At 69.2% G+C, this 17172-nt stretch carries 17 protein-coding genes and 2 pseudogenes; 7 read left to right on the top strand and 12 right to left on the bottom strand.

The features are described from left to right. Positions 1–149: 149 nt before the first annotated feature. The 11 genes and pseudogenes from fusA to WDZ95_RS22110 form a co-directional block, all read right to left on the bottom strand. Positions 150–2252, bottom strand: a complete 2103-nt coding sequence (gene fusA, locus WDZ95_RS22160) for an elongation factor G (protein ID WP_425781686.1) — start codon at positions 2250–2252, stop codon at positions 150–152. A gap of 94 nt (positions 2253–2346) precedes the next feature. Continuing rightward, positions 2347–2817, bottom strand: a complete 471-nt coding sequence (rpsG, locus tag WDZ95_RS22155; protein ID WP_166228715.1) for a 30S ribosomal protein S7 — start codon at positions 2815–2817, stop codon at positions 2347–2349. Between the two features lie 152 nt (positions 2818–2969). Beyond that, the gene (rpsL, locus tag WDZ95_RS22150) at positions 2970–3347 is read right to left on the bottom strand and encodes a 30S ribosomal protein S12 (protein ID WP_166228717.1); all 378 of its coding nucleotides are present in this window, start codon (positions 3345–3347) and stop codon (positions 2970–2972) included. Between the two features lie 115 nt (positions 3348–3462). After that, on the bottom strand, positions 3463–4587 hold the full coding sequence (locus WDZ95_RS22145) for a D-alanyl-D-alanine carboxypeptidase family protein (protein WP_240936673.1): 1125 nt from the start codon (positions 4585–4587) through the stop codon (positions 3463–3465). 101 nt (positions 4588–4688) lie between these two features. Beyond that, positions 4689–5315: an alpha/beta hydrolase gene (locus WDZ95_RS22140; protein ID WP_425781681.1), complete on the bottom strand. Its 627-nt coding sequence runs from the start codon at positions 5313–5315 to the stop codon at positions 4689–4691. A gap of 1 nt (position 5316) precedes the next feature. Then, positions 5317–5667: a (2Fe-2S) ferredoxin domain-containing protein gene (locus WDZ95_RS22135; protein ID WP_166228721.1), complete on the bottom strand. Its 351-nt coding sequence runs from the start codon at positions 5665–5667 to the stop codon at positions 5317–5319. Positions 5668–5676: 9 nt separating this feature from the next. Beyond that, positions 5677–6810, bottom strand: coding sequence for a VanZ family protein (locus tag WDZ95_RS22130; protein ID WP_425781678.1), 1134 nt, complete (start codon positions 6808–6810; stop codon positions 5677–5679). After that, positions 6807–7235: a CopD family protein gene (locus WDZ95_RS22125; RefSeq protein ID WP_425781676.1), complete on the bottom strand. Its 429-nt coding sequence runs from the start codon at positions 7233–7235 to the stop codon at positions 6807–6809. Before WDZ95_RS22125 ends, WDZ95_RS22130 begins: the two co-directional genes overlap by 4 nt. A gap of 378 nt (positions 7236–7613) precedes the next feature. After that, positions 7614–8006 (bottom strand): annotated as a pseudogene (locus WDZ95_RS22120) (EscN/YscN/HrcN family type III secretion system ATPase); the annotation flags it as partial. A 60-nt stretch (positions 8007–8066) separates the two neighbouring features. After that, the gene (locus WDZ95_RS22115; protein WP_425781674.1) at positions 8067–9344 is read right to left on the bottom strand and encodes a c-type cytochrome; all 1278 of its coding nucleotides are present in this window, start codon (positions 9342–9344) and stop codon (positions 8067–8069) included. Further along, positions 9341–10093, bottom strand: a complete 753-nt coding sequence (locus tag WDZ95_RS22110; protein ID WP_425781672.1) for a c-type cytochrome — start codon at positions 10091–10093, stop codon at positions 9341–9343. The genes WDZ95_RS22115 and WDZ95_RS22110 overlap by 4 nt, the downstream gene beginning before the upstream one ends. On the opposite strand from WDZ95_RS22110, the gene WDZ95_RS22105 reads away from it, so the two are divergent. The 6 genes from WDZ95_RS22105 to WDZ95_RS22080 all read left to right on the top strand — a co-directional run bounded on the left by WDZ95_RS22105 (position 10092) and on the right by WDZ95_RS22080 (position 15415). Continuing rightward, on the top strand, positions 10092–10322 hold the full coding sequence (locus WDZ95_RS22105) for a cysteine-rich CWC family protein (protein ID WP_425781670.1): 231 nt from the start codon (positions 10092–10094) through the stop codon (positions 10320–10322). The genes WDZ95_RS22110 and WDZ95_RS22105 overlap by 2 nt on opposite strands. Next, a complete protein-coding gene (locus WDZ95_RS22100; RefSeq protein WP_425781669.1) occupies positions 10319–11824 on the top strand; it encodes an MFS transporter in 1506 nt (501 codons plus the stop codon). Before WDZ95_RS22105 ends, WDZ95_RS22100 begins: the two co-directional genes overlap by 4 nt. A 23-nt stretch (positions 11825–11847) precedes the next feature. Then, complete coding sequence (locus WDZ95_RS22095) at positions 11848–12612, top strand: class II glutamine amidotransferase (RefSeq protein WP_425781667.1); 765 nt, start codon at positions 11848–11850, stop codon at positions 12610–12612. A 120-nt stretch (positions 12613–12732) separates the two neighbouring features. Further along, entirely contained in the window at positions 12733–13758 is a 1026-nt protein-coding gene (locus tag WDZ95_RS22090; RefSeq protein WP_425781665.1) for an ABC transporter substrate-binding protein, read from the top strand. 1 nt (position 13759) lies between these two features. Further along, on the top strand, positions 13760–14572 hold the full coding sequence (locus tag WDZ95_RS22085) for an ABC transporter ATP-binding protein (RefSeq protein ID WP_425781663.1): 813 nt from the start codon (positions 13760–13762) through the stop codon (positions 14570–14572). Positions 14573–14587: 15 nt separating this feature from the next. Further along, positions 14588–15415, top strand: a complete 828-nt coding sequence (locus tag WDZ95_RS22080) for an ABC transporter permease (RefSeq protein ID WP_425781661.1) — start codon at positions 14588–14590, stop codon at positions 15413–15415. 10 nt (positions 15416–15425) lie between these two features. On the opposite strand, the gene WDZ95_RS22075 is transcribed toward WDZ95_RS22080, so the two are convergent. Continuing rightward, positions 15426–15851: a VOC family protein gene (locus WDZ95_RS22075; RefSeq protein WP_425781659.1), complete on the bottom strand. Its 426-nt coding sequence runs from the start codon at positions 15849–15851 to the stop codon at positions 15426–15428. 43 nt (positions 15852–15894) lie between these two features. On the opposite strand from WDZ95_RS22075, the pseudogene WDZ95_RS22070 reads away from it, so the two are divergent. Then, a pseudogene (locus WDZ95_RS22070) lies at positions 15895–17172 on the top strand (hypothetical protein); the annotation flags it as partial.

Here is a 17172-nt window from a genome sequence, read left to right as displayed (position 1 = left end):
GTCGATTCCTTGATAAAGAACTTTGCCCGTGTTGCGGTTTTAGGTCTGCACGCTGCTGCTGGTTCGCCCCGCACGGGCACAGGGCGGCGCGGCGTCGCAGACCGACTGAAATGAAAGGGTCGACCCCGCGAGGGATCGACCCGTTGTGCTTACTTGGCGCGCGCGGCGACGATGGCTTCGGACACGTTACGCGGGGCTTCCGAGTAGTGCTTGAATTCCATCGTGTAGGTCGCACGACCCTGCGACATCGAGCGCAGCGTGGTGGAGTAGCCGAACATTTCCGACAGCGGCACTTCGGCCTTGATGGCCTTGCCGCCGCCGGGCATGTCTTCCATGCCCTGCACCATGCCACGACGCGACGACAGGTCGCCCATCACGTTGCCGGCGTAGTCTTCAGGCGTCTCGACTTCCACGGCCATCATGGGCTCGAGGATGACGGGGTTGGCCTTCTTGCAGCCTTCCTTGAAGCCGAAGATGGCGGCCATCTTGAAGGCCTGCTCGGACGAGTCCACGTCGTGGTACGAACCGAAGTGCAGCGTGACCTTGACGTCGACCACCGGGAAGCCGGCCAGCACGCCGGTGTTCAGGGCTTCGATCACGCCCTTTTCCACCGCGGGAATGTACTCGCGAGGCACCACACCGCCCTTGATGGCGTCGACGAACTCGAAGCCCTTGCCGGCTTCGTTGGGCTCGATCTTGAACACCACGTGGCCGTACTGGCCCTTGCCGCCCGACTGGCGCACGAACTTGCCTTCGGCTTCGTCCACGCTCTTGCGGATCGTTTCGCGGTAGGCCACCTGGGGCTTGCCCACGTTGGCTTCCACGCCGAATTCGCGCTTCATGCGGTCGACGATGATCTCGAGGTGGAGCTCGCCCATGCCGGAGATGATGGTCTGGCCCGATTCTTCGTCGGTCTTCACGCGGAAGGACGGGTCTTCGGAGGCCAGGCGCTGCAGTGCGATGCCCATCTTTTCCTGGTCGGCCTTGGTCTTGGGTTCCACGGCCTGTGCGATCACGGGCTCGGGGAAGACCATGCGCTCCAGGGTGATGACGGCATCGGGATCGCACAGCGTCTCACCGGTGGTCACTTCCTTCAGGCCCACGCAGGCGGCGATGTCGCCGGCGCGGATCTCTTCCACTTCCTGGCGGTTGTTCGCGTGCATCTGCACGATGCGGCCGATACGCTCTTTCTTGCCCTTGACCGGGTTGAACACGGTGTCGCCCTTCTTGAGCACGCCGGAATAGACGCGCACGAAGGTGAGCTGGCCGACGTAAGGGTCGGTCATGAGCTTGAATGCCAGCGCCGACAGCTTTTCGCCGTCGTCGGCCTTGCGCGTCGCGGGCTCTTCCTTCTCGTCGGTGCCGGACACCGGGGGGATGTCCACCGGCGAGGGCAGGAAGTCGATCACGGCGTCGAGCATGCGCTGCACGCCCTTGTTCTTGAAGGCGGTGCCACACAGCATGGGCTGGATCTCGGTGGAGATCGTGCGCGTGCGCAGGCCGTTCTTGATTTCTTCCTCGGAGAGGTCGCCCTCTTCGAGGTACTTGTTCATGAGCTCTTCGCTGGCTTCGGCGGCGGCCTCGACCATCTTCTCGCGCCACTCCTTGGCCGACTCGACGAGTTCGGCCGGGATGTCGTGGTACTCGAACTTCATGCCCTGCGAGGCCTCGTCCCAGATGATCGCTTTCATCTTGAGCAGGTCGACCACGCCCTTGAAGTTGTCTTCAGCGCCGATGGGGATCACCACGGGCACGGGGTTGGCCTTCAGGCGCACGCGCATCTGCTCGTAGACCTTGAAGAAGTTCGCGCCGGTGCGGTCCATCTTGTTGACGAACGCAAGGCGGGGCACCTTGTACTTGTTGGCCTGGCGCCAGACGGTTTCCGACTGGGGCTGCACGCCGCCCACGGCGCAGTACACCATGCAGGCGCCGTCGAGCACGCGCATGGAACGCTCCACCTCGATGGTGAAGTCCACGTGGCCCGGGGTGTCGATGATGTTGAAGCGGTGCTCGGGGTAGGACAGGTCCATGCCCTTCCAGAAGCAGGTGGTCGCAGCGGACGTGATCGTGATGCCACGCTCCTGTTCCTGCTCCATCCAGTCCATGGTGGCGGCGCCGTCGTGCACTTCGCCGATCTTGTGGTTCACACCGGTGTAGAACAGGATGCGCTCGGTCGTCGTGGTCTTGCCAGCGTCGATGTGCGCGGAAATGCCGATGTTGCGGTAACGCTCAAGGGGCGTGCTGCGGGCCATGGAAATACTCCGGAAAGGGTTCGAGCCCGCCACCCCGGGATGTGGGGCTTGCGGGCTCTCGGGTCAGGTGGATCGGAAGAGGGTAACGTCCGGATCAGAAGCGGAAATGACTGAAGGCCTTGTTGGCCTCGGCCATGCGGTGCACCTCGTCGCGGCGCTTCATCGCGCCGCCACGGCCTTCGGTGGCTTCGATCAGCTCGTTGGCCAGGCGCATGGCCATGGACTTTTCGCTGCGCTTCTTCGCGGCTTCCTTGATCCAGCGCATCGACAGCGCCAGACGACGGACCGGACGCACTTCCACGGGCACCTGGTAGTTGGCGCCACCCACACGGCGGCTCTTCACTTCCACCATGGGTTTGACGTTGTTGATGGCCGTCGAGAAGATTTCGAGCGGATCCTTGCCCGACTTCTTCTCGATCTGCTCGAACGCACCGTAGATGATGCGTTCGGCCACGGCCTTCTTGCCGCCTTGCATGATCACGTTCATGAACTTGGCGACTTCGACGTTGCCGAACTTGGGATCCGGCAGGATTTCACGTTTAGGGACTTCGCGACGACGGGGCATGATTCACCTCTTGCTTCAGTTGATGTCCGGACGTCCTTGTTATCCAGACACCCCGCAGACCCATCTGGAGCCTGCACTTACTCGGCCTTTGTTCAAGGCCACTACGCCGATCCGGCTCGTCTGGCCGGCGGCACCGAATTTCAGAAAACCGATCAGGCCTTCTTGGGACGCTTGGCGCCGTACTTGGAGCGCGCCTGCTTGCGGTCTTTCACGCCTTGCAGGTCGAGCGAGCCACGCACGATGTGGTAGCGCACACCGGGAAGGTCTTTGACACGACCGCCACGGACCAGCACCACGCTGTGTTCCTGGAGGTTGTGGCCTTCACCGCCGATGTAGGAAATGACTTCGAAGCCGTTGGTCAGGCGGACCTTGGCGACCTTACGAAGCGCCGAGTTCGGCTTCTTGGGCGTCGTGGTGTACACACGGGTGCACACACCACGGCGCTGCGGCGAGTTTTCCATGGCCGGGCTCTTGGATTTGGTCTTTTCGACCTCCCGGCCCTGGCGCACGAGTTGGTTGATGGTTGGCATTGAAAACGTCCCTAAACGTTTGAAAATAGCGAAGCCTTCCGGAAAATTCCGAAAAGCCCGCGAGTGTAGCACTGGACCGCCACCGGCGCCAAGCCTGGGCCCGGCCCAGCCAGGTTTACTGGATCCAGAGGCGGATCGCGTCCCAGGCGCGGCCCAGGATGCCGGCCTCTTCCACGGTCTCGAGCACGGTCAGGGGCACCTCGACCACGGGCTGGCCGGCCGCCGTGGTCACCCGCAGGGCGCCCAGCGATTGGCCCTTCTGCAGCGGGGCCACCAGCGGCTCGGGGCGCACCACCTCGGATTTCAGGCGCGCGCCTTCGCCGGCCGGCACCGACACCACCACCCCCTCGGCACGACCGAGCTTGGCGGTGTCGGCCTTGCCCTTCCAGACGCGCGGCTGCGCCGCGGGCTGGTTGGCCGCCAGCAGGCGAACGGTGTCGAAGGCGGTGTAGCCCCAGTTCAACAGCTTTTGGGTTTCCGCGGCGCGCGCGTTTTCGCTCGACGCGCCCAGCATCACCGACAGCAGCCGGCGCTGGCCGGCCGGGCCGTCTCCCAGGCCGGGCACCGGGCGGCGCGCCGTGGCGACCAGGCAGTAGCCGGCCGCGCTGGTGTGACCGGTTTTCAGACCATCGACCGTGGGATCGCGGAACAGCAGCAGGTTGCGGTTCGTGTCGTTGGTGGCGGGGGTGCCCGGGTAGCGGTAGCGCTGGATGGCGTAGTAGCCGACGTACTGGGGAAAGTCGTTCATCAGGCGGGTCGCCAGCGTGGCCAGATCGCGCGCCGTGGTCGTGTGCCCCGCCTCGGTCAGGCCCTCGGGATTGCGGTAGCCCGTGGCCTTCATGCCCAGCGCCTTGGCCTGCTGATTCATGAGTTCCACGAAACGCTCGACCGAGCCGGCCACGCCTTCGGCAAGCGCCACGGTGGCGTCGTTGCCCGACTGCACGATCATGCCCTTGATCAGGTCTTCAACGGGCACCTGCATCTTGGGGTCGATGAACATGCGTGACCCAGGCATCTTCCAGGCGCGCTCGCTGACGCCAAAGGTCTGCGTGAGCGAGATCTTGCCCGCACGCAGCGCGTCGAAGACCAGGTACGCGGTCATGAGCTTGGTCAGCGAAGCGGGCTCGACCGGCGCGTCCGGGTCCTTGCTGGCCAGCACCTGGCCGGTGGTGACATCGAGCAGCAGGTAGGCCCGGGCCGCGATCTCGGGGGGCTGCGGCATCTGGGCAGCGGCGCCCATGTGCAGGCCCAGGCTCAGGGCCAGGCCCACCAACAGGGAACGGAAAGACAGTCGCAAAACAGGAATCCTCAAGGGTCGGGAAACAAGAAACGGGAGAGAACTCAGGCGCGCAAGTGCCGCCCCACCAATTCGCGCAGCAGGGGCAACTGCCCATGGAAGAAATGCCCTCCGCCAGGCACCACCGTCACCGGCAGCACCTGGGGGCGGGCCCAGTCCATCACGGACGCCAGCGGCACGGTGTCGTCGAGTTCGCCGTGAACGACCAGCGTGCGCGCGTGGAGTTCCTGGGCCACCGGGGCCACATTGAAACGACTTGCTGCCGTGCCCACCAGCACCACCTGTCGAAGGGCGCGGCCTTCGGCATGCAGCCGCTGCACCGCGTGGCTGGTCACGAAGGCACCGAACGAGAAGCCCGCCAGCACCAGGGGGCCCTCGGCCGCCTCGGCCCGAACCACCGCCAGCAGGTCCTCGAGTTCACCGTGGCCCTCGTCGTACACACCCTCGCTGCGCCCCACCCCGCGGAAGTTGAAGCGCACCGCCAGCAAGCCTTCAAGCACGGCCGCTCGGGCGAGGGTCTGCACCACCTTGTTGGTCATCGCGCCGCCGTGCAGGGGATGCGGGTGCGCGATCACCGCACACCCATGAGGCACGGCCTCGGGCCGGTCGATCGCCACCTCGAGCGCGCCGGCCGGACCGGCCATCAGGCGAATCTCGGTCTGCGCGTTCACGTCAGCGCCCCACCTCCGGCGGCGTGCGCAGCCGCTCGACCACCACGCCGTCGCGCAGGTGGGACCGCACGATTTCATCGATGTCGTCCTGGTCCACGTAGCTGTACCAGACGGCTTCGGGGTATACGACAGCAATGGGCCCGCCCGCGCAGCGGTCCAGACAGCCCGCACGGTTCACGCGCACCCCGCCCGGCCCGGCCAGCCCGAGGGCCTTGGCCTGCGCCTTGCAACGCGCAAACGCCGCCTCGGCGTTGTGGTTTGCGCAGGACGCTTCCCCGCCTTCGCGCTGGTTGAGACAGAAGAAGATGTGCCGCTGGTAATAAGACGGCGTGGGCGCAGTGGGCTCGGACATGCAGGAATTCTAGGCCCGGGCCCCGGCGTGCCCGGGCGAGCGCGCGACCGCGCCCAGGCCGAACGCGATGGCGGCGTAGGGCCACAACCAGCCCAACCACTGGGACACACCGTGAAAGCGGATGAAACGCCCCTGCTCCCAGACCTCGATGGACTGCGCAAAATAAGGCACTTCGGGCGCGCGGTTGAGCAGCGCGAGCGACACGCCCAGGCACATCAGCATCAAGGCATGGCACAAGCGCCGGGACAGGGGCGCACAGGCCAGCGCCGCCACTCCGGCGCCCGCCAGCCCTGCGATCGCCGGCTCGGTGGCCCAGGCCCAGGCATGGGCGGGGCCGTAGGTCAGCGCCCCCGACAAGCCGGCAACCGCCCAGGCGCCAGCCAGAAACACCGCAGCGAACACCAACCTTCGCCACCAGAAGCGCATATCGCCATAGGCCATGAGCAGCGGCGCGAGCAGACCCAGGGCCACGCAGAACGCCTCCGTCAGCGGACTCAGGGGATCGGCTGGCAACCCCGGTTCGGGCAACCAGTGCACGAAGGGCGTGTCGCCCATCCACTCCGCGAGCGCATCGGTCAGGCGGTCCCAGGCCTGCCCCAGGCCAAAGGGGATGGACAGCGGATACAGCAGGGCAAGGGGCCACACCGCCAACAGCACCAGGCTGCCATGGGCGCGCGGATCAAACCAGCTCTCGCGCCAGCGGCCCCAGTGCTGCAAGAGGCCCCCACGGTTCGCCAGCCAGGCCAGCACGCAGCCCAGGGCGCCACCGGCCGTGTTGAGACCGAAATCCACGTTGGACGCCACGCGCATCAGCAGGTAGGTTTGCGCGCTTTCAATCCCGGCCGACAGCAGCATCGGAAGACCACCCCCGAGCACCCACCACGCGCCGCGCCGCCCGCCCAGGCGCAAGACGGCCACCGCGATCAGAAAGCCCAGCGGCACGTAGCCGAGGAAGTTGGCGTACAGGTCGAAGGCCGTCCAATACTGGGGCCAGGGGGCCGTCATCCAGGACCAGGGCTCCACCCCCTGCACCCGCCAACCCGAAAACGGATAAAGGCTGGCATACAGGATGAGCCCCGCATACAACAAGGCCAGCGGCCAGGCGGACGTGCGCATCAACGGCAGGCCGGGCGCGGCGATCAAAAGGGCTTGACGACCACCAGCACCACCGCCGCCAGCAGCAGCAGCACGGGCGCTTCGTTGAACCAGCGGTACCACACGTGCCCGCGCCGGCTTTCGCCGCGCTCGAAGCGGCGCAGCAGCGCGCCACAGGCGTGGTGGTAGCCCACCACCAGCAGCACCACGAACAGCTTGGCGTGCATCCAGCCATTGCCCGCACCGCGGCCGATGCCGTAACCGAGCCAGAGCCACAAACCGAACCCGATGGCCGGCACCGCCAGCACGGTGGTGAAGCGGTACAGCTTGCGCGCCATCAGCAACAGGCGCTCGCGCTCGGCCACGCTGGCGGGCGGCACCATGGCCAGATTGACAAAGATGCGCGGCAGGTAGAACAGCCCCGCGAACCAGCTCGCGACGAAGACGATGTGAAAGGCTTTGATCCAGAGCATGGACGCAGTGTAGGGCGCACCGCCCACGCCCCCGCCAAACACCCTTCCAGGCAAAAAAAACCCGGCCATGGGCCGGGCTGGGAAGCCTTTTTGCTGTCACACACTAAGGCACCCGCTCAGGGAGGAAAAGCGGGAGGAGCCTTTCGGCTCCCGCCTCCAGTTTATCGCAGTTCCAACTTCGAGCAACGACAGACCTGTCAGAGTTGACAGTGTCTGCACATGCAAACGGTCTACTCCTGAAGGCCTAGGCCAGGCGAAAACGCCCCGGATCGGCACGTCCAGCCGCCTGAAGCGTGAACAAGCGCACAGACGGCAAACAGGATGGCCCGCCAGCGCCGCCAGACGCCGGAAGGCAGGAAATGCCGTGGGCGGCGGAAATCAGCGCCCGGCCAGTTGGCGCAGGCGTGCCAAGGCTTCGTCGAAGCCGCAGCGTTCGTGCATGTCCTGGCGCAGGTAGGCGAGGATGGCCTCGCGCTTTTCTATGGCCAGGTCGGCCACACGATCCGCGCCCTTCTTATACTCGCCCACCTTGATCAGCAGTTCGATCTCTTCGTACTTGGCGAGCCACTCGCGCACGCGCCCGGCAGCGGCCCGGTGCTCGGCGCCGACCAAGGCGCTCATGACGCGCGACGACGACGCCAGCACGTCGATCGCCGGGTAGTGGTTCATCGCCCCCAACTTGCGGGAGAGCACGATGTGTCCGTCGAGGATCGAGCGCGTCTCGTCGGCCACGGGCTCTGTCATGTCGTCGCCCTCCACCAGCACCGTGTAGTCCCGATGGACGATGAACGGTCACAGTAAGGTGTTTTGTCCGCGCGGGCGCACAGCGCGTCAGCGCAGGCGCTGCACCTGCAGCGTGTCCACGCCGCCCGCGCGGTTGCCCCAGGCCTGACGCACGTGGCTGGCGACAGCGGCAATCTCTTCGTCGGTGAGCTGGCCGCGGAACGGCGGCATGCCCCAGGGCCGGGGATGGTTCGCGGTGCTGGGGCCGTAGCCGCCATCGAGCACCCAGCGCAGCAGGTTCACGGGCGAGGCCTGCGTGACGGCGCGGTTGCCCGCCAGCGGGGGAAACGCCCAGGGACCATCCGCCGGTGCGCCCTCGGCCCACGCGCCTTCGCCCTGGTCGCCATGGCATTGCGCGCAGCGCTGCTCGTACACGCGCGCGCCCAGCGTCAGCAGGCGGGCAGGCGCCGCTTCGTCGTGGCGCGCCACCGGCTCTCTCGGCACCTGCTGGAGGTAGACGGCGATCGCGCGCAGGTCCGCCTCCGGCAGGTGCTGCGTGCCATGGCGCACCACCTCGGCCATGGGTCCGGCGACACTGGCGTGGGCATTGCGGCCACCGCGCAGCAGTTCGACGATCGCCTCCACGCTCCAGTCCTGCACGCCGGCCTCGGACGGATCGCGCAGCGAGGGCGCGGTCCACGCGCCATCGGGCATGAGCCCGCCCGCCAGCGCCAGGCCCGGGCTTTCGAGCACCCCGCTCTCGCGGTGGCAGGCCGCGCAATGGGCCACGCCTTCCACCCACCACGCGCCGCGGTTCCATTCGGCGCTGCGCGCCGGGTCGTCGCGGTGTTCGGCGGGGGTGAAGAACAGGGCGCGCCACACCGCCAGCGCGATCGGCTGGTTGTAGGGAAAGCCCAGCCGGTGCGGCTCGCGCGGCCGATCGACCGGCGCCAGCGTGCGCAGGTAGACGAACAGCGCGTCGGTGTCGGCGCGCGACAGGCGCGTGGTGTGGGGGTAGGGAAACGCCGGGTACAGCAGGCGGCCGTCGCGCGACTGGCCGTGGTGCAAGGCGCGGTGGAACTCGGCCGCGGTCCATCCGCCCAGCCCGCTGGGGTGTGGCGTGAGGTTGCTGCTGATGAGCGCGCCGAAAGGCGTGTGCACCGGGTGTCCGCCCGCCCAGGGCTGGCCGTCGCGCGCGGTGTGGCACGCCATGCAGTTGCCGCCGCGCGCGAGCAGTTCGCCGCGCTCGATCACCGCAGGGGTGGCCACGGGCTCCGGGCCGTCGACCAGCGGGGCCGGCCGCAGCTCGCGCAGCACGACCCACGCAAAGGCAGCGGCCACCAGCAGCAGCACGGTCGCGGCGATCCCCAGCAGGCGGCGCGTCATCGCACGCCCCCGAGGTCGCTGCCGCAGCGCAGGGGCAGCGGCGCCGGCAGGCGGTCCAGCGGCCGGGCGTCGGCACCCAGGGGTTGCGCGGCCAGCCAGCTCGCCACGGCGCTCACGTCATCACCGTTCAGGCGCTGGGCGATCGCGGCCATGCAGTCCGGCGCCGTGGCGCGGCGCATGCCGGTCTGCCACGCGCCCAGCTGGCCGATCAGGTAGTCGCGTGGCAAACCGAGCAGGCCGGGAATCGCGGGCTGCACGCCGGTCATGCGCTCGCCGTGGCAGCTGGTGCACGAGGGCAGGTTCCTGGACGCGTCGCCCACGCGCACCAGTCGCTCGCCGCGCGCGCGCTGCTCGGGCGTGCCCTGCGCCGGTGCGGGGGGCGGGTAGGGCAGGTGCAGATCCGCGAAGTGCGCGGCGATGTCGCCCAGGTAGGCGTCGTCGAGGTGGTCGAGCAGCGAAGTCATGCCCACGGCCTGGCGCCGGCCGGCCTGGAAATGGCGCAGCTGGTTGTGCAGGTAGGCCGCGGGCTTGCCCGCGATGCGCGGGTAGTAGCCGTCGGGCGTGGCCCGGCCCTGCTCGCCGTGGCAGGCGGTGCAGGCCTGCACGCGCGCGGCGAGTGTGTCGGGCACACGGACGGGGGTGGGGCGGGGAATCTGCGCCTGGGCGGCGGTGGCCGCCAGCGCTGCGGCGACAATGGCAAAGCGGATCACGCGCCGACCGTAACACAGCACGCGCCCCTCGCCCGCCATGCCCACGCACCCGCCTCCACCGATAGACCCCGAGCGCTGCCCGCTGTGCGGGGGCAACAACCGCTGCGCGATGGAAATCGAACGGGCCACCGGCGAGCCCCAGCCGCCCTGCTGGTGCGTGAGCGAGACCTTCACGCCCGCGCTGCTCGCGCGGCTGCCCGAGGCCGCGCGGGGCGCGGCCTGCATCTGTCCCGCCTGCGTGAAAGCCGCGCTGGACGCCGCCCGATGACCGCGCCCGATCAAGCCCCGGACCCCAGCGGCCTGCCCGCCCTGCGCGAGCGCTACGGCCCACGCTACCGCTGGCTGCTGCTGCTCGCGGTGATGGTGGGCACCATGGCCTCGATCATGTCGTCCACGGTGGTGAACGTGGCCATTCCCGACATGAGCCACCACTTCACCCTCGGGCAGGAACGCGCGCAGTGGGTCACCTCGGGCTTCATGGCGGCCATGACGGTGTCCATGCTCACCACGCCCTGGCTGCTCGCGCGCTACGGCTACCGCCGCACCTACGAGGGCTGCATGTGGCTGTTGCTGGTGGGCGGCGTGGCCGGCGGCCTGGCCAACAACTACCCGCTGGTGCTGGCCGCGCGCGTGGCCGAGGGCCTCGCGGCCGGCGTGGTGCAGCCCATTCCGGCGATCATCATCCTGCGCGCCTTCGAGTCGAACGAGCAGGGCCGCGCCAGCGGCATCTTCGGCATGGGTGTGGTGCTGGCGCCGGCGCTGGGGCCCAGCATCGGCGGCGTGCTGGTCGATCTGTTCGGCTGGCGGTCCATCTTCTTCATGGTGGTGCCGTTCTGCATCGTGTCGCTCTGGCTCGCGAAGAAGCTCATCCCCACCACGGCGCCGGGCGGCGGCGCGGCCAACCGCGCGGGCGCCCGGCTCGACTGGCGCGGCCTGCTGCTGGCCGCAGTGGGCACGCTGTGCCTGCTCAACGGCCTGGTGGAGCTGCAGGGCGGCACGCCGGCCGGCGCCTCGGCGCTGCTCGCCGCGGCGCTGGGCCTGCTGCTCGCCTTCGTGTGGCTGGAGCGGCGCACGCTGCGGCTGCGCCAGCAGCACCCGCACCGCGGACAGGACCCGCTCATGAACCTCTCGCTGTTCCGCGACCGGCGCTTCGCCATGGGCAGCATCGTGGCCTTCATCTACGGCATCGCGCTGTTCGGCTCCACCTACCTGCTGCCGGTCTACATGCAGATGGGCCTGCAGCTGTCGCCGTCGGTGGTGGGCACGGTGCTGCTGCCCTCGGGGCTGGTGCTGGCCCTGACCATCGCGGGCGTGGGCCGGCTGGCCGACCACCAGCCCACGCACCGGCTGGTGAGCATCGGGGTGCTGCTGCTCGCGGCCTCGTTCGCGCTCATGACCACCATCCGCCTCGACCAGGCGGCCCGCATCATCCCGCTGCTGATCGTGTGGGCCATCGTGGGCCGCATCGGCCTGGGCTTCATCCTGCCCTCGCTCAACATCGGCGCCATGCGAGGCCTTGAGCACACGCACATCCCGCAGGGCTCGAGCGTGATCAACTTCCTGCGCATGCTCGGCGGCGCGGCCGGCGTGAGCCTGTGCGGCATCTTCCTCGAGTGGCGGCTGGCGGCGCACGGCCAGGTGCTGTCCGCGCAGCAGGCCAGCCCCGACCGGCTGCGCGCCTTCGACGAAACCTTCCTGCTGCTGGCCGTCATCTGCGGGCTCGCGCTCATCGCCGCACTCAAACTCAAGGCCGAGCCACCCGCAAAATAGCGCGCCACCGCCACACACCGCCCATGTGCCAACTGCTCGGTCTCAACTGCGCCACGCCCACCGACGCCACCTTCAGCTTCACCGGCTTCCGCGAACGCGGCGGCAACACCGACCACCATGCCGACGGCTGGGGCATCGCCTTCTTCGAGGGCAAGGGGCTGCGGCTCTTCCTCGACCACGAAAGCGCCGCGCAGTCGCCCATGGCGCAGTTCCTGCAGGCCTACCCGCTCAAGAGCCGCAACATCGTGGCCCACGTGCGCAAGGCCACCGTCGGCGAGGTGGCGCTCGAGAACGCGCACCCCTTCGTGCGCGAGCTCTGGGGCCGGCAATGGGTGTTCGCGCACAACGGCGACCTCAAGGACTACGAACCCAAGCTGCACAGCCACTTCCGCCCCGTGGGCACCACCGACAGCGAACGCGCCTTCTGCTGGCTGCTGCAGGAGCTGCACAAATCGCACGCGGGCCTGCCCAGCGTGCGCGAGCTCACGGCCACACTGCGCGAGCTGATCCCCCAGGTCACGCGCTTCGGCAACTTCAACTTCCTGCTGTCCAACGGCGAGGCGCTCTGGGCCCACTGCAGCACGAACCTGCACTGGCTGGTGCGCCAGCACCCGTTCGCGCTGGCCACCCTCAAGGACTGCGACTGGACGGTGGACTTCGCCACCATGAACCAGCCAGGCGACCGCGCCGCCGTGATCGTGACCACACCGCTCACCAGCAACGAGCAGTGGACCGCGTTCCAGCCCAACGAGCTCAAGGTCTTCGTCGACGGCCTGCCGCTCGAGTGAGCCCCGGCCCCTAGGGCCATCCCTGATGCCCGGGCAGACCGCGGGCATACCCCTCGGGTCTATGATCCCCGCGTGCCCCCGCACGGGGTCGCCGACCTCATCCGACACCAGGAGACACGCATGCAACGACGCCATTTCATCGCCGGCGGGATCGCCGCCGCCAGCCTGCCCTCGCTCTCGTTCGCGCAGGCGCTGGAGAAGCCCAAGTGCACCATCGCCGTGGGCGGCAAGAACCTCTTCTACTACCTGCCCCTGACCATCGCCGAGCAGCTCGGCTACTTCAAGCAGGAAGGCCTGGACCTCACCATCGTCGATTTCGCGGGCGGCGCGCGCGCGCTGCAGGCCGTGGTCGGCGGCAGCGCTGACGTGGTATCGGGCGCCTTCGAGCACACGGTGAACATGCAGTTCAAGGGCCAGCCCATGCGCGCCTTCGTGCTGCAGGGCCTGGCGCCGCAGATCGTGCTCGGCGTCAACCCCAAGACCATGGCCAACTACAAGAGCGTGGCCGACCTCAAGGGCAAAAAGATCGGCGTGACCGCGCCGGGCAGCTCCACCAACGTGCTGGTGAACTTCGTGCTCGCCAAAGCCGGCCTCAAGCCTTCCGACGTGAGCATCGTGGGCGTGGGCGCGAGCAACGGCGCCGTGGCCGCCATGCGCGCGGGCCAGATCGACGCCATCAGCAACCTCGACCCGGTGATCACGCTGCTGCAGCGCTCGGGCGACCTCAAGGTCGTGACCGACACGCGCATCGTGAGCGAGGCCGAGAAGGTCTTCGGCGGTCCCATGCCCGCGGGCTGCCTGTACGCCCCGCAGGCCTTTGTGGACAAGAACCCCAACACGGTGCAGGCCATGACCAACGCCATGGTGCGCGCCAACAAGTGGATCCAGCAGGCCGGCCCGGGCGACATCATCAAGGTGGTCCCCGAGAGCTACCTGCTCGGCGACCGCGCGGTCTACATCGACGGCTTCCTCGCCGCGCAGAAGGCGCTCTCGCCCGACGGCAGTATCCCGGCCAAGGGCGCCGACACCGCGTTCCGCGCGCTGGGCAGCGTGGACGCCGAGATCGCGAAGGCCAAGCTCGACCTCAACGCGGTCTACACCAACAGCTTCGTGCAGAAGGCCGTGGCCAAGTACCCCAAGGGCTGAGATGACGGCAGCGATCGAACTGCAGGGCGTGGCCTGCACCTTCATCAGCAAGGACGCGCCCGGCCAGCGCTACACCGCGGTCGACAACGTCGACCTGCGTGTGGGCGAGGGCGAATTCGTGAGCGTGGTGGGCCCCACCGGCTGCGGCAAGAGCACGCTGCTCAACGTCGCGGCCGGGCTGCTCGAACCCAGCAAGGGCAGCGCGCGCATCTTCGGTGAGCCCCTGAAGGGCATCAATGCGCGCGCGGGCTACATGTTCCAGGCCGAGAGCCTCATGCCCTGGCGCACCGCGCTCGACAACGTCATGGCCGGCCTGCAGTTCCGCGGCGTGCCCGACGCCGAGGCGCGCGCGCAGGCCGACGACTGGCTGCGCCGCGTCGGCCTGGGCGGCTTCGGCGACCGCTACCCGCACCAGATGAGCGGCGGCATGCGCAAGCGCACCTCGCTCGCGCAGACCCTGGTGCTCGACCCCGACATCATCCTCATGGACGAGCCCTTCTCGGCGCTCGACATCCAGACGCGCCAGCTGATGGAAAACGAGGTGCTGGAACTCTGGGCGCGCAAAAAGAAGGCGGTGCTGTTCATCACCCACGACCTCGACGAGGCCATTGCCATGAGCGACCGCGTGGTGGTGATGTCGGCCGGCCCGGCCAGCCGCCCCATCGGCGAATTCGCCATCGATATCCCGCGCCCGCGCGACGTGGCCGAGGTCAAGACCACGCCGCGTTTCCTCGAGCTGCACGCCGCCATCTGGGCCGTGCTGCGCGACGAGGTGCTCAAGGGCTACCAGCAACAACTGCAGAAGGCCGCCTGAGGCCGCGCACCCGCCATGTGGACGTTTCTCAAGCCCCGACCGGGCAACCTGCGGCTCTGGCAGTTCGGCCTGCTGGTGTTGATCTTCGTGTTCTGGCACGTGATGACCAAGCCCGGTCTGGTGCCCACCTTCATGTTCGACAACGACCGCCAGGCGGCGTTCTTCTTCGGCGAACCGCTGAAGATCTTCGCGCGCATCTGGGCCTGGTTCGTGACCGACGCCGACATCTACGTGCACCTGTGGGTCACGCTCGCCGAAACGCTCATGGCATTCGGCATCGGCGCGGTCACCGGCCTGGCGGGCGGCCTGTGGCTGGCGCTCTCGCCCATGGCCTCGGCCATCCTCGAGCCCTACATCAAGGCGCTCAACTCCATGCCGCGCATCATCCTCGCGCCCATCTTCGCGGTGTGGTTCGGGCTGGGCATGGGCTCCAAGGTGGCGCTGGGTGTCACGCTGGTGTTCTTCATCGTGTTCTTCAACGTCTACCAGGGCGTGAAAGAGGTGAGCCCGGTGGTGCTGGCCAACGCGCGCATGCTGGGCGCCAGCCAGAAGCAGCTGCTGCGCCACGTGTACCTGCCCAGCGCCACCAGCTGGGTGTTCAGCTCGCTGCACACCAGCGTGGGCCTGGCCTTCGTGGGCGCGGTGGTGGGCGAGTACCTGGGCTCCTCGCAGGGCGTGGGCTACCTCATCCTGCAGGCCGAAGGGCAGTTCGACATCAACACCGTGATGGCCGGCATCCTGGTGCTCACCACCTTCGCGCTCGTGCTCGACGGGCTGGTGGGGCGGATCGAAAAGGGCCTGATGAAGTGGCAGCCCAAGGCCGGCGAAACCGAGAAGCTCTGAGCCCCCGGGCTCAGGCCGGCACGGGCCAGGCCGGGTTCCAGGCCACCTCCCACAGGTGGCCGTCCGGGTCCTGGAAGTAGCCCGCGTAGCCGCCCCAGAACGTGGCCTGCGCGGGCTTGACCAGTGCACCCCCCGCGGCCGCGGCCTGTGCCATCACGGCATCCACCTCGGCCTTCGAGGCCACGTTGTGCGCCAGGCTCAGGCGCGGGCCCCCGGCGCGGGCCGCCAGCGGCAAGCCGGCATCGCGCGCCAGGCTCGCGCGCGGAAACAGCGCGAGCCGCAGACCGCCTTCGAGCTCGAAGAAGACCACGGCGCCGTGCTCGATGTCGGCGCCCACGATGCCTTCGGTGGGCAGGCCCAGGCCGTCGCGGTAGAAGCGCAGCGCGCGCTCGAGGTCATCGACGGCCAGGGTGAGCAGGGAGATGCGGGGTTTCACGGGTCGGCTCCTCAAAGCGGATTTGGATTGGACAATGCGCGCCATGCGTTCGGCAAACACCACTGACACCCCGGGGCCTGCGCCGCTGGAACGCCCGCCGGTGCAGACCCTGCCCCAGGAACTGGCCGAACGCTGGCGCCCCCGCGGCATGGTGTCCGAACGGCGGCGCGAGGCGCTGGCCTGGGGCGTGTCGCTCGGCGTGCACCTGCTGCTGCTGGGCCTGACCTTCGGTGGCCAGGGTCTGGGCCTGCCGGGCTTCGGCCTGCCCTGGCAGGAGCGGCGCGCCGAAGTGCCCGAGCTTCGCGTGCGGCTCACGCCCGGCCCAAGCGCCGCGGCCACCGCCCCGGCAACGCCCGTGCCCGTGCCCGTGCCCGTGCCCGTGCCCGTGCCAGTGCCCGCGACGCCGGCGCCCCTGCCGTCTGCAGCGGCCTCGGCAGGTCCCGCCGCGGTGCCGGCCCCGCCCGCGACCCTGGCGCCTGCGGCGTCGGCCACGACCGCGCTGGCCATGGTCGCGCCCGCGACGGCCGACGTTCCGGTCGAACCGCCCGCCCCGGCGGAAGCGGCGCCACCGGCGAACGAGCGGCGCGAGACCGAGCGGCGCGAAGCGGCGCGCGAGCAGGCCGCGCAGGAGCAGGCGCAGCGCCTGGCGCAAGCCGCGCGCCAGGCCGAGGCGCAGGCCGAAGCGGAGCGCCTGGCGTTGGCCCGCGCTGAAGCCGCGCGCGCCGAAGCCGCCCGCCTGGCGGCCGAGCGCGAGGCGGCCGCGCGGCTGGACATCGAGCGCGCCGAGGCGGCGGCGCAGGCGGCCGCTGCGCAGGAAGCGGCCCGCCGCGAAAGCGCCGCGCAGGCCGAGCGCGAGCGCCTGGAGGTCGAGCGGCAGGACGCGCTGCGCCAGGCCGCGGCACAGGCCGAGACCGCGGGCCTGGAGCGCGAGCGGCGCGAGAGCGCGCGCCAGGTTGCCGAACAGCAGGAAGCCGCCCGGGCCGAGGCGGCGCGGATCGAGATCGAGCGCCGCAACGCCGAACGCCAGGCCGCCACGCGCGAGGAAGCGGCGCGCCAGGAAGCCGCTCGGGCCGATGCCGAACGGGCCGAAGCGCAACGGATCGCCGCCGAAGCGGCGCGTGCGGCGGCGGCCGAGCGCGCAGCCGCGGAACGCGCAGCGGCCGAGCGCGCCGCAGCAGAGCAGCAGGCACGCCGTGAGGCCGAGGCACGCGAGGCCGCCCGCCTGGCCGCGGAACGGGCCGCCGCCGCGCAGCAGGCGGCGGCCCGTCAAGAAGCGGCCCGTCAAGAAGCGGCCCGTCAAGAAGCGGCCCGTCAAGAAGCG

This window comes from Hydrogenophaga sp. T2, assembly GCF_049843535.1.
In the GTDB taxonomy this organism is placed as follows: Bacteria; Pseudomonadota; Gammaproteobacteria; order Burkholderiales; family Burkholderiaceae_C; genus Hydrogenophaga; species Hydrogenophaga crocea.
Note: the sequence above shows the minus strand (reverse complement) of the source record. Positions and strands in the feature narration are given on the sequence as shown.

Bases quoted from the DNA above. Each gene is read 5' to 3' on its own strand.
- fusA (WP_425781686.1), bottom strand. From the start codon at position 2,252: ATGGCCCGCAGCACGCCCCTTGAGCGTTACCGCAACATCGGCATTTCC.
- rpsG (WP_166228715.1), bottom strand. From the start codon at position 2,817: ATGCCCCGTCGTCGCGAAGTCCCTAAACGTGAAATCCTGCCGGATCCC.
- rpsL (WP_166228717.1), bottom strand. From the start codon at position 3,347: ATGCCAACCATCAACCAACTCGTGCGCCAGGGCCGGGAGGTCGAAAAG.
- WDZ95_RS22145 (WP_240936673.1), bottom strand. From the start codon at position 4,587: ATGGGCGCCGCTGCCCAGATGCCGCAGCCCCCCGAGATCGCGGCCCGG.
- WDZ95_RS22135 (WP_166228721.1), bottom strand. From the start codon at position 5,667: ATGTCCGAGCCCACTGCGCCCACGCCGTCTTATTACCAGCGGCACATC.
- WDZ95_RS22125 (WP_425781676.1), bottom strand. From the start codon at position 7,235: ATGCTCTGGATCAAAGCCTTTCACATCGTCTTCGTCGCGAGCTGGTTC.
- WDZ95_RS22115 (WP_425781674.1), bottom strand. From the start codon at position 9,344: ATGACGCGCCGCCTGCTGGGGATCGCCGCGACCGTGCTGCTGCTGGTG.
- WDZ95_RS22105 (WP_425781670.1), top strand. From the start codon at position 10,092: ATGCCCACGCACCCGCCTCCACCGATAGACCCCGAGCGCTGCCCGCTG.
- WDZ95_RS22110 (WP_425781672.1), bottom strand. From the start codon at position 10,093: ATGGCGGGCGAGGGGCGCGTGCTGTGTTACGGTCGGCGCGTGATCCGC.
- WDZ95_RS22100 (WP_425781669.1), top strand. From the start codon at position 10,319: ATGACCGCGCCCGATCAAGCCCCGGACCCCAGCGGCCTGCCCGCCCTG.
- WDZ95_RS22095 (WP_425781667.1), top strand. From the start codon at position 11,848: ATGTGCCAACTGCTCGGTCTCAACTGCGCCACGCCCACCGACGCCACC.
- WDZ95_RS22090 (WP_425781665.1), top strand. From the start codon at position 12,733: ATGCAACGACGCCATTTCATCGCCGGCGGGATCGCCGCCGCCAGCCTG.
- WDZ95_RS22085 (WP_425781663.1), top strand. From the start codon at position 13,760: ATGACGGCAGCGATCGAACTGCAGGGCGTGGCCTGCACCTTCATCAGC.
- WDZ95_RS22080 (WP_425781661.1), top strand. From the start codon at position 14,588: ATGTGGACGTTTCTCAAGCCCCGACCGGGCAACCTGCGGCTCTGGCAG.